The sequence below is a fragment of the Atribacteraceae bacterium genome (assembly GCA_035477455.1).
In the GTDB taxonomy this organism is placed as follows: domain Bacteria; phylum Atribacterota; class Atribacteria; order Atribacterales; family Atribacteraceae; genus DATIKP01.
On record DATIKP010000012.1, the window covers coordinates 1 to 9,642 of the forward strand.

11 protein-coding genes are annotated in these 9,642 nt (G+C 50.5%); 5 read left to right on the plus strand and 6 right to left on the minus strand.

The window, feature by feature from the left end:
* A partial coding sequence (locus tag VLH40_00470; GenBank protein ID HSV30483.1) for a hypothetical protein occupies nucleotides 1-849 on the plus strand: 849 nt, incomplete at its 5' end.
* Nucleotides 850-1,011: 162 nt separating this feature from the next.
* Here the strand turns inward: VLH40_00470 and VLH40_00475 are convergent.
* From VLH40_00475 to VLH40_00490, 4 genes are all read right to left on the minus strand, one after another.
* Nucleotides 1,012-1,395 (minus strand): type II toxin-antitoxin system death-on-curing family toxin, encoded by a 384-nt coding sequence (locus VLH40_00475; GenBank protein ID HSV30484.1) that lies wholly within the window; start codon nucleotides 1,393-1,395, stop codon nucleotides 1,012-1,014.
* An 8-nt stretch (nucleotides 1,396-1,403) separates the two neighbouring features.
* A complete protein-coding gene (locus VLH40_00480) occupies nucleotides 1,404-1,631 on the minus strand; it encodes an AbrB/MazE/SpoVT family DNA-binding domain-containing protein (protein HSV30485.1) in 228 nt (75 codons plus the stop codon).
* A gap of 388 nt (nucleotides 1,632-2,019) precedes the next feature.
* Nucleotides 2,020-2,184 carry an FAD/NAD(P)-binding protein gene (locus VLH40_00485; GenBank protein HSV30486.1) on the minus strand — a complete coding sequence of 55 codons (165 nt, stop codon included), beginning with the start codon at nucleotides 2,182-2,184 and terminating at the stop codon, nucleotides 2,020-2,022.
* 12 nt (nucleotides 2,185-2,196) lie between these two features.
* A complete protein-coding gene (locus VLH40_00490) occupies nucleotides 2,197-3,882 on the minus strand; it encodes a glutamine--tRNA ligase/YqeY domain fusion protein (GenBank protein HSV30487.1) in 1,686 nt (561 codons plus the stop codon).
* Between the two features lie 277 nt (nucleotides 3,883-4,159).
* Between VLH40_00490 and VLH40_00495 the strand changes: the two genes are divergently transcribed.
* Nucleotides 4,160-5,344, plus strand: coding sequence for a diguanylate cyclase (locus VLH40_00495; protein HSV30488.1), 1,185 nt, complete (start codon nucleotides 4,160-4,162; stop codon nucleotides 5,342-5,344).
* Between the two features lie 9 nt (nucleotides 5,345-5,353).
* Here the strand turns inward: VLH40_00495 and VLH40_00500 are convergent, their stop codons facing one another.
* Entirely contained in the window at nucleotides 5,354-5,839 is a 486-nt protein-coding gene (locus VLH40_00500; protein ID HSV30489.1) for a hypothetical protein, read from the minus strand.
* Nucleotides 5,840-6,159: 320 nt separating this feature from the next.
* Here VLH40_00500 and VLH40_00505 point away from each other — a divergent pair, with 320 nt between their 5' ends.
* From VLH40_00505 to VLH40_00515, 3 genes are all read left to right on the plus strand, one after another.
* Nucleotides 6,160-6,999, plus strand: a complete 840-nt coding sequence (locus VLH40_00505) for a peptidylprolyl isomerase (protein ID HSV30490.1) — start codon at nucleotides 6,160-6,162, stop codon at nucleotides 6,997-6,999.
* A 318-nt stretch (nucleotides 7,000-7,317) separates the two neighbouring features.
* Nucleotides 7,318-8,694: a dipeptidase gene (locus tag VLH40_00510; GenBank protein ID HSV30491.1), complete on the plus strand. Its 1,377-nt coding sequence runs from the start codon at nucleotides 7,318-7,320 to the stop codon at nucleotides 8,692-8,694.
* Between the two features lie 15 nt (nucleotides 8,695-8,709).
* Nucleotides 8,710-9,459, plus strand: a complete 750-nt coding sequence (locus VLH40_00515; protein ID HSV30492.1) for a 3-oxoacyl-ACP reductase family protein — start codon at nucleotides 8,710-8,712, stop codon at nucleotides 9,457-9,459.
* Here VLH40_00515 and VLH40_00520 read toward each other — a convergent pair.
* A partial coding sequence (locus tag VLH40_00520) for a hypothetical protein (protein ID HSV30493.1) occupies nucleotides 9,460-9,642 on the minus strand: 183 nt, incomplete at its 5' end.

Below are 9,642 nucleotides of genomic sequence, written 5' to 3' on the forward strand. Positions count from 1 at the left end.
GTTATGAATCCGCGCGTATTTACAATCACTCTCCTGTCAGTGTTTACAATTGGGTGCACCGACTCATTAAAAGCGGCCTGGCCGGACTACAAGAAGGAGTCCGTTCCGGACGCCCCCGTAAGCTGTCAGAATCACAGGAAGCAGAGTTACGCAAAGACTTGTTACTTTCTCCCAGAGAATTTGGCTATGACCAAAGTATTTGGGATGGCCCCCTGCTTTCCTGTCACCTTGCAAAAGGTTTTGGCGTATATTTGCGAGTGCGCCAATGCCAGAATCTATTCCACAAACTGGGGTTCAGCCGGCAAAGACCTCGCAGAAAGGCCGCTGAAGCTGACCCCCAAAAACGAGAAGAATTTAAAAAAAACTCCCGGAATGGGTAAAATGAGCGCAGGACTAAGTTCATTTTCAAAGATCTTCCAGTCTTATACGTACTGGGGCTCCAAAAGGAAAACAGCCTCGAGTTATATCGGCCTCTCCTCGAGAAAGAGTTGGCTTCTTTGGAGCAGTGAATCTGAAAACAGGTCGATTATTAACTCAGCCGTCTTCAATTTTCAATGCCGAAAGCTTCAAACAATTTCTTTGCTTTTTACTCAGCCAAACCCATGGGAATATCCTTATGATTTTAGACAATGCGCGATAGCACCACGCCAAAGATTTAAAGCCTTTTTTCATAGAGCATCAGCCACGATTTCAAAGAGCTTTTTTACCGCCTTATTCACCGGAACTCAATCCTATAGAAAGAGTTTGGAGAATCACCCGGCGCAAGGTAACACACAATCGTTATTTTCCAAATATAAAAGATCTCAATGTCGCTATCTTAAATCAGTTTGCTCAATGGGAGCAACCTAATGAATCGCTTAGGGCGCTATGTTCAAAAGTTTAATGCGTTTCATATAGAATATCCTTTCATCACTATTTCCGCGGTAGCTCCGGGTAAAATGGTTATTACCCTGGCAGGTCTGTCTCCTGCTGAACATGCCAGCCCTTGCGGACATACAACCGCCCCCGGATTTACCGTACGTGCATGCGTAACCAGCTTATTAATTGTTCTTCAGAAATACTGCCGTCTGCAGCGCCGAGCATCAAATCGACAACTTCTGGTTCTGTCGCGTCAATTTCATATCCATTAATACCTAAAAAAGTATACATCGCCATAAAAGCGACCCTCTTATTACCATCTATGAAGCAATGATTCCTTGTCAGGCCATATCCATAAATAGCTGTTAAAGTTATAATGTCTGATTCTTGCTCATATGCCCAGCGATTCATTGGGCGTGCAAGAGCGGATTCCATAAGGTTTATGTCTCTGACACCATACTGGCCGCCATGTTCCCGCATCTGGCTGATGTGAATTGCCTCGATGATTGCCTTGGTCAACCAAATCGGTTCTTTCATATAGGCGCCTACTCAGAGAGTTCGCGAAGAGCATTACGATATTTCTTGGCCCCTTTTTCATAAACAGCCATCGCTTTATCAAAGTTGGGATCGTATGGTGTTATCAAGATACCCTTATCGGTTTCAGAAACAAATACTTCATCACCTTTATTAAGATGGAAACGTTCAGCAATTTCTTTAGGTATTGTGGCTCCAATGGAGCCACCCATTTGCCGCAAAGTAATTTTCCTTGCCATTTTATCACCTCTTCAACTGAGTCTTGGCTTCAGCAGAAGGCTGAAGCTTAGAACCAGTCAATATAGTAGCGTAGCCGCTCTTAGGCCGCCGCTTCGAAGAAGCGGGGGGCGTTAGAGGGGGGAGCTATCTATGACAAATTGTTATAGCTATATTATAGCACATATATGCTACAAGTTAAATCCTAAAATCCCACCCCGCATTTATAACTACGTGGGTACCTCGATACCAAAAGCCTCATATATACAGCGCTGTTCCTTAGTTGCAGGATATACGATGCGCTGAGTGGCAATCTCTTGGATGCGCTGCTTTGCCAGAATCTTAAGGACTTGGTTCACCCTTTTCGTTCCGATAGGCTTCCACAAGGTAGATGTAGCTGTATTTACCGACCTAGTAGTCGAAGGTATAGTCACCCCGTTTCCAGGCGGTGCAAAGTCCTCCCGGCAACGCATGGGTTTCGAAAATCTCGGTATCATACCCGTTACGGCGAAGGTACGATCCAGCGGAAAGCCCGGCGATACCAGCGCCGATAATCAGAACTTTCTTTTCAGCCATTGGGTCTCCTCCTCACTCGGTTTGAGCGCTGATTTTCGCCCAGGTATCCCTGAGAGATACGATCCGGTTGAAAAGGGGTCGATCCGGTGTGTGTTCCTGATCGGCACAAAAATAGCCCTGGCGAAGGAACTGAAAACGGTCCGCCGGATGTGCTTTGGCCAGGGAGGGTTCGATTAATACTCCGTCAAACACCTGGAGAGAGTCGGGGTTCAGGTAGTCTTCGTAAGTTTTTCCCTCCTCCATCCGTGAGAGGTCCCGCAGGGTGAACAGGTTATCGTAGAGGCGCACCGTCGCCCTCAGCGCCGCTTTTTCCGCCACCCAGTGGAGGGTCCCCTTGACCTTCCTGCCCGCCTGGACAGAACCGCTGCGCGAGTCGGGATCGTAAAGGCAACGCAGTTCCACAATCCGCCCTGCAACGTCCTTGACCACCTCCCGGCAACTGATAATATAGGCGTGTTTGAGGCGCACTTCCCGTCCGGGAGCGAGACGAAAAAACTTCTTGGGCGGGTTTTCCATGAAGTCATCCTCTTCGATGAAAAGATTTCGCGAAAAGAGCATCGGACGCGTGCCACCGGCCGGGTCTTCGGGATTGTTCTCCGCGGCGAGTTCCTCGATTTTCCCTGCCGGATAGTTCTCGATCACCACCTTGAGCGGTTTGAGCACCGCCATTCTCCGGGGAGCGGTTCGGTTCAATTCCTCCCGGATGATGTGATGGAGAAATTCGATTTCGACCAGGCTCTCCACCCGCGCCACCCCGATCTCGTGGCAGAAGCGGCGGAGGGAGGCGGGAGTGTAGCCCCTCCGGCGTAGACCACTGATGGTGGGCATTCTTGGATCGCCCCAACCCGCTACAATACCCCGGTTCACCAACTCAAGCAGCAACCGCTTACTCATCACCGTGTAACTGAGGTTGAGCCGGGCAAATTCATACTGCTGAGGCCGACAGGGAACACTGACGTTATCCAGAAACCAGTCGTACAGAGAACGGTGGTTTTCAAACTCCAGGGTACATATCGAATGAGTGATCCCCTCGATGGCATCCTCATAACCATGGGCAAAGTCGTACAGGGGGTAGATACACCAGGTGTCTCCCGTATGGTAATGTGGTTTTTTCAGGATGCGATACATCACGGGATCCCGCATATTCAAGTTGGGATGGGTCATATCGATTTTCGCCCGTAGGACACAATGACCTTCCGCGAAGTCCCCCTTTTTCATTTTTTCGAATAATGACAGGTTTTCTTCGATTGTACGGTTCCGGTAAGGCGACTCCTTCCCTGGCTCGGTCAAGGTCCCCCGGGCTTCCCGGATTTCCTCGGCACTCTGGTGGTCGACATAGGCTTTTCCGAAATTGATCAATTCCAGGGCCCATTCGTAAAACTGCCGAAAGTAATCGGAAGCGTAGCATATGGCACGCCAGCGAAATCCCAGCCACCGGACATCCTGAATGATGGCTTTTTCGTATTCAGCTTCTTCTTTTTGCGGATTGGTATCATCAAAGCGCAGATTGCAGTCGCCACCAAATTTTTCAGCCAGTTCGAAATTGAGACAGATCGATTTGGCATGACCAATATGCAGATATCCGTTCGGCTCCGGAGGAAAACGGGTCTTCACGGTCTTGACCCGACCACTCTTCAAGTCGTCGATGATGATCTGTTCCAGAAAATTGGTTCCCTTCTCGGAAAGCTCCGTTTCCATCCTTACGTTCGCCTCCCTGAAACATTAAGTCTGAAATTCAAGCATAACATTGTCTCTGATGTCTATTCTATCAAAAAACGTGGAGTTTGAAGCCAGCCAGTAGAAGGGTGCGAGAGTTAAAGAGCGAAAGAATTAAAAACCTTATGGGTGAAAATCCTTGCCGACAGATTGACTTCCCAAACGATACTCAACTCGGATTGCCGGTTGCCCACCGAATGGATTTGTGATATTTATGGTTAGAAAATATACCGCCAATAATGAAAATGGTTGATAAGTCATGAGAGAAACTGATAACTCAAACACCCCTCTTCCGGGCGACCCTGATCAGACATTCAAAGCTGACCGGGTTTCCAGAGAGAAAACCGTCCGCATCTTTATCCACGAGAGCGTCGATTCCTATAGAGCTTTTACCCGAGACTTAAGCCTACAAAAAGACCTTCTTTCGCTGAGCTTTCACGACCAGTTGACCGGACTGTTCAACCGTCGGTACTTCGAGACGGAAATGCGCAGACTCGACACCAGACGGCAACTCCCACTTTCAGTGGTTATGGGCGATATCAATGGTCTCAAGCTGGTCAACGACGCGTTCGGCTACCAAAAGGGAGACCATCTTTTAATGTCCTTTTCCGGAATTCTTCGGGAGTCATGCCGGCAGGAGGACGTCATTGCCCGTTGGGGAGGGGACGAGTTTACCATTCTTCTCCCCCAAACCCCGGAGGAAAAGGGAAAAGAAATTTGCAGCCGGATCCTGGAAAGGTGCCTCCAGAAGCGATGGAAGCCGATTCCCATCAGCGCTTCTCTCGGTCTGGCCACGAAAATCCACCCGAACCAGGTGTTGGCTTCTGTCCTTCAGCAAGCCGAAGAGAAGATGTTTCACGAAAAAACCCTAAAAAGCAGTACCGTCCGGCGGATTTTTTTAGAAGCCCTGAAATACCAACTTTTTGAAATCCATCAGGAAACCTGGCATAACAGTGAGGGGAAAATCCTTGAACTCCATCTGGCCCTGGGAAAAAGTTTCCAACTGTCCAAACGCCAGTTGGAAGAGTTGCTGAAGCTGGCAATGCTCCATGACATTGGAAAAATTGCCCTCCCTCGAGAGGTTCTGATAAAACCGGGATTCCTCACACCAGCCGAATGGGATATCGTCAAAAAACATCCGGAAATCGGTTTCCGTATTGTACAGTATTTTCCCGATCTCGCGCCCCTGGCCGATTCGATACTCTCTTACCGGGAACGCTGGGATGGGACCGGCTACCCGCTTGGTATTTCCGGGGGAAAAATCGCGTACCTCGCCCGATTATCCAACATCATCAACGCATTTCTCGCCATGACTCATAACCGCCCACACCAAAGAGCCAAGAGCACCGCCCAGGCTATCCGGGAAATCGAAGCTTCGGCTGGACAAAAATTCGATCCGAGTATCGTTACTCAATTCTTAAAGATCGTCAGTGAGTCCAAATAGCCTGCCCGATCAAACAAGGCCAGCCATCCTACTGGGGAGTAGAACAATAGGTTTTCTGCTGCGCTGCCACTGCTCGATACATTTTATAATATCAACCCGCATGAACCAGTCACAGATGTTTGACACCGCATCGTGGAGTTCTTCGGCTTCACGGGCCTTCTCTTCCGTGCATTCGAAGAGCAGGGTTATTCCCTTAACGCTTTCGACGTGAAAAATAGGAGTCCGCTCCTTAAGTTTCCCTCGTACGATAAGGTCGATCTCCTGGCTGGCCAGCGGTTGGAAATGAAATAAATCGATCACCTTTATCAGGAACCCCTGACGAATCCTCTCTATATCATCCTGAAACGCTTTGTCTTTCAAATAAGCTACGACAGACCTGCCATCATCAGGTGACAAACGGAAGATACAGAAAGGTGAATATTTCATCAGATGCCAGCTGCGATCCACGTATTCCTCAACGAGTGCAAGTAACCGGTGGGAAGTCGTTTCTTCCATGCCAAACCATCTCCCTTCTTTCCCAGAAAGTTTTTTCTTTTTGTATCAGACAAAGATGAAGGGAAGATGAAGAAAGTATTTCGTTTTCTTCATAAAACAAACTACTTATTGCAGTGGAATCAATTTTTTTTGTCCACGCTTATTTAGGCTGGGCCAAACATTGTAGAAGTTATTCTCCTGCCCCGAATCGTCCCTCACCTTTGGAAACACGGAAGAAGATGAACATATCTTGGAAAAATCAGTTACAATATAGGGGTGGTGTTTTCCTTTCGTCCGAGAAACGAACCACCAAACTTATATCATCGATTGGAGGTCTGTTCATGTCCCGCTTGGTAAAGATTGTTTCTATTCTGTGTTGTCTGTCCCTTTTTTTTGGCACTGCGGTGTTTGCCCAAACCGCCCCTCCTGAATCAACCGATCCCGTGCTCGCTCGGGTCGGGGAAATACAGATCAAGCAGTCAGAAATCGACGAATTTCTGTCCCGGATCGATCCGCAAATGGCTATCCAGTTCAACTCTCCCGAAGGACGCCAGAGAATTTTGGAAGAATTGGTCAACCAGAGCCTCTATTACCAGTGGGCTATAGCGGACCAGTTGGACCAGAACGAAGATTTTCAAAGGGACTTGGAGAGTATCCGGAAAAATCTGCTGACCCAGTATGCCGTAGAAACCGTGTTTTCCGATATCACCGTTGAAGACACTGCTATCGAGGCTTATTATGAGGCAAATTCAACCCGGTTCACCACCCCGGAAAGGATCCGGGCCAGCCATATTCTGGTTGATTCCGCCGAGGAAGCGGAAACAATTCTCGCGGAGATCGCAGGGGGTCTCCCCTTCGAAGAGGCGGCTTCAAAGTATTCCGATTGTCCCTCCCGGGAACAGGGCGGCGACCTCGGATTTTTCGAGAGGGGCCGGATGGTCGTTGAATTTGAGGACGCAGCCTTCGCTCTGGCGATCAATGAGCTCAGCGCTGTGGTGGAAAGCCGGTTTGGCTTTCACATCATCAAGCTCACCGACCGCCAAAGCCCGGGCACACGGCCTTTGGCGGATGTGAAAGAAGAAATCCGCCAAATCTTGACCGGTCAACAACAGGAAGCGTTATACCGAGAGAAACTCGCTGAACTCCGGGAGCGATTCGAAGTGGTGATGTTCGAGGAATAAACCCCTTTTTCCGGCCGGCCTTCGGCCATCACCAGGCCGGCCTCTCCCTTTTTATCGCATCATCAGGCTGTCCATCAATTCAAGCAAATCTGCCGTGGATTCTCCATTTAACACATGGCCCCCCTCGACCAATGGTATACTATGCTCTCCAGAACATCATACCACTGTATATTAATCATGATGTTCACCGATTTCCAGGAAATCGGTGAACAGACCTTCAACAGCGCCAATAGGAGTCGGCCAGTCGGTACCCGACGGTAGCGTTTAGGAAAAATGAGGATGGGATCTACTGTGCATTAAAAGAGGAGAATCGCAGCGATGAAAACCCAGGAAACCCACCAGTATATTGAGCAACACCGTCAACGGATCCATAGCGAATTATGCGGATTCCTCAGGATCCCCAGCATCAGCGCCGGCTCGTCCTTTCAATCGGCCATTGGTCAGGCCGCTAGTTGGCTCGCTGGGCAAACAGAACAGCTTGGCTTCCAGACCAGTGTTGACGAAACCAATGGACATCCGGTGGTCTTCGCCCACCGCATCGACCACCCGGACCGTCCTGTCATCCTCATTTACGGCCACTACGATGTACAACCTCCCGACCCTCTGGAAGAGTGGTCGTCGGCTCCTTTTTCTCCGGAAATGCGTGACGGGTTTGTTTATGCGCGGGGATCGAATGACGATAAGGGTCAATTCTTTACCGCTTTAAAGGCCATCGAAGCCATCCTTTCAGTGCAATCCTCCCTTCCGATCAACCTGATCCTGGTCGTGGAAGGGGAAGAAGAGATCGGAAGCCCCCATTTCGAATCATGGTTAAGCAAAAGAAGCCGGGATTTTACCGCTGAGGCCATTGTTATCCTGGATGGCCAGCAATACGAACGGGGAATCCCCACATTAAGTTACGGCCTGCGAGGGCTGTGTTACGTCCAGGTGGATATCACCGGACCGCGCTTCGATCTCCATTCAGGGGTCTACGGTGGGGGCGTCGCCAACCCACTCAATGTTCTGGCCTCCCTCCTGGACCGCCTGAAAAACGCCGACGGTCATATCGCCATTCCGCATTTCTACGACCAGGTCAGAGAACCTGAACCTTGGGAACGCGAAGAGTTGGCTTCCCTTCCCTTTAACGAACAACGCATGCTGGAATACTTGGGAGTCAACGCCTTAACCCCGGAAAAAGGGTATACTGCGCAGGAATGTATGCTTCTGCGTCCCACCCTCGATGTGTGCGGTATCTGGGGCGGCTACGCCGGTGAGGGAGCCAAAACCATCATACCGGCCCGCGGCGGAGCCAAGGTGAGTATGCGGCTGGTCCCGGAACAGGATCCATCTTCGATCACCCACTTCCTTAGCGACTATCTCCACTCCATCGCTCCGCCCGGCGTGGAACTGACCTTGACCGAATTTTCGGGTATTGAACCAATCGTCGTTTCCCGGGACTCAAAAATTTTCCGGACTATGCATCATTCGCTCAAGCGGCATTTCGGCCGTTCTCCGGTCTATGTTCGTCTTGGGGGATCAGTGGGAGTCGCCACTATGTTCAAACGCCATCTCTCGTGCGAAAACATATTGATTATCGGCTGGGGGAGTCCTGACGATCAGGTGCATTCCCCTAACGAACGGCTGAATCTTGCCGACTTTGAACGAGGTATTCACACCCTGATTGACTGTATCCTTGAGTATCCCGTCTTGCAATGAGGAGGTGCTAATAACATGATCAAGGTGAATCGGCGCGTCGCCCTGGTCACCGGCGCCAGCCGGGGAATCGGCCGGGGAATCGCTCTGGAGTTGGCCCGTCAGGGCGTCCGGGTGGCCGTCAATTACTACTCCCACCCGGACGCCGCCCAAGCCGTCGTTCGGGAAATCGAGAAAGAGGGGGGGCAAGCGGTCGCCGTGGGGGGCGATGTTTCCCGTGAACAAGATGTCGCTGCGATGTTTTCGGTCGTTCATTCCAAACTCGGCTTCGTCGAGATCCTGGTCAACAATGCCGCAGTCGGTGATCCAGGTTACATCGACACGACAAAGGTAGACGAGAGCACCTGGGACCACCTGATGAGCGTCAATCTCAAGGGTCCCTTCCTCACCTGCCGGTCGGCTCTTCCCCATATGGCCGAAGCCGGTTGGGGACGGATCGTCAATATTTCCTCAACGTCGGGAATCACCGGAGGAACTTCGGGAACCCATTACGCCGCCGCAAAAGGAGGCATGATTCCTTTCAGCCTGGCTCTGGCCAAAGAATGGGCCCACCGGGGGATCACTGTGAACGTCGTTGCCCCGAGTAAGGTCGACACGGATCTCTTTCGGGAGGTCACCCCTGAAGACCGGCGACCGGAAGTCATCAAAAAAATTCCCGTGGGCCGCCTGGGGACTTCAGAAGACGTCGCCCGGGCGGTCTTGTTCTTCACCGATGAGCAAGCGGATTTTGTCACCGGACAGGTCCTGGTGGTCTCCGGAGGGTATTGATCAAGCCTGAAAGTCGGCCAGTTCAATAAACGCAGGCAACTCCAGAACTGACGCATGATTTTCAAGAACCATGAACGGTGGGGGTTTAAACGACCTACAAAAAAAACTCTTGGTGCGCTTCTTTCCCCAACTGAGCCGCAGAACTGGCGAGAACCGTCTGTGAAAACCTGCCTTGGTTGACCC

What these genes read in the sequence shown, in the direction of transcription:
- VLH40_00475 (HSV30484.1), bottom strand. Translation starts at nt 1,395, where the DNA reads ATGAAAGAACCGATTTGGTTGACCAAGGCAATCATCGAGGCAATTCAC.
- VLH40_00480 (HSV30485.1), bottom strand. Translation starts at nt 1,631, where the DNA reads ATGGCAAGGAAAATTACTTTGCGGCAAATGGGTGGCTCCATTGGAGCC.
- VLH40_00485 (HSV30486.1), bottom strand. Translation starts at nt 2,184, where the DNA reads ATGGCTGAAAAGAAAGTTCTGATTATCGGCGCTGGTATCGCCGGGCTT.
- VLH40_00490 (HSV30487.1), bottom strand. Translation starts at nt 3,882, where the DNA reads ATGGAAACGGAGCTTTCCGAGAAGGGAACCAATTTTCTGGAACAGATC.
- VLH40_00495 (HSV30488.1), top strand. Translation starts at nt 4,160, where the DNA reads ATGAGAGAAACTGATAACTCAAACACCCCTCTTCCGGGCGACCCTGAT.
- VLH40_00500 (HSV30489.1), bottom strand. Translation starts at nt 5,839, where the DNA reads ATGGAAGAAACGACTTCCCACCGGTTACTTGCACTCGTTGAGGAATAC.
- VLH40_00505 (HSV30490.1), top strand. Translation starts at nt 6,160, where the DNA reads ATGTCCCGCTTGGTAAAGATTGTTTCTATTCTGTGTTGTCTGTCCCTT.
- VLH40_00510 (HSV30491.1), top strand. Translation starts at nt 7,318, where the DNA reads ATGAAAACCCAGGAAACCCACCAGTATATTGAGCAACACCGTCAACGG.
- VLH40_00515 (HSV30492.1), top strand. Translation starts at nt 8,710, where the DNA reads ATGATCAAGGTGAATCGGCGCGTCGCCCTGGTCACCGGCGCCAGCCGG.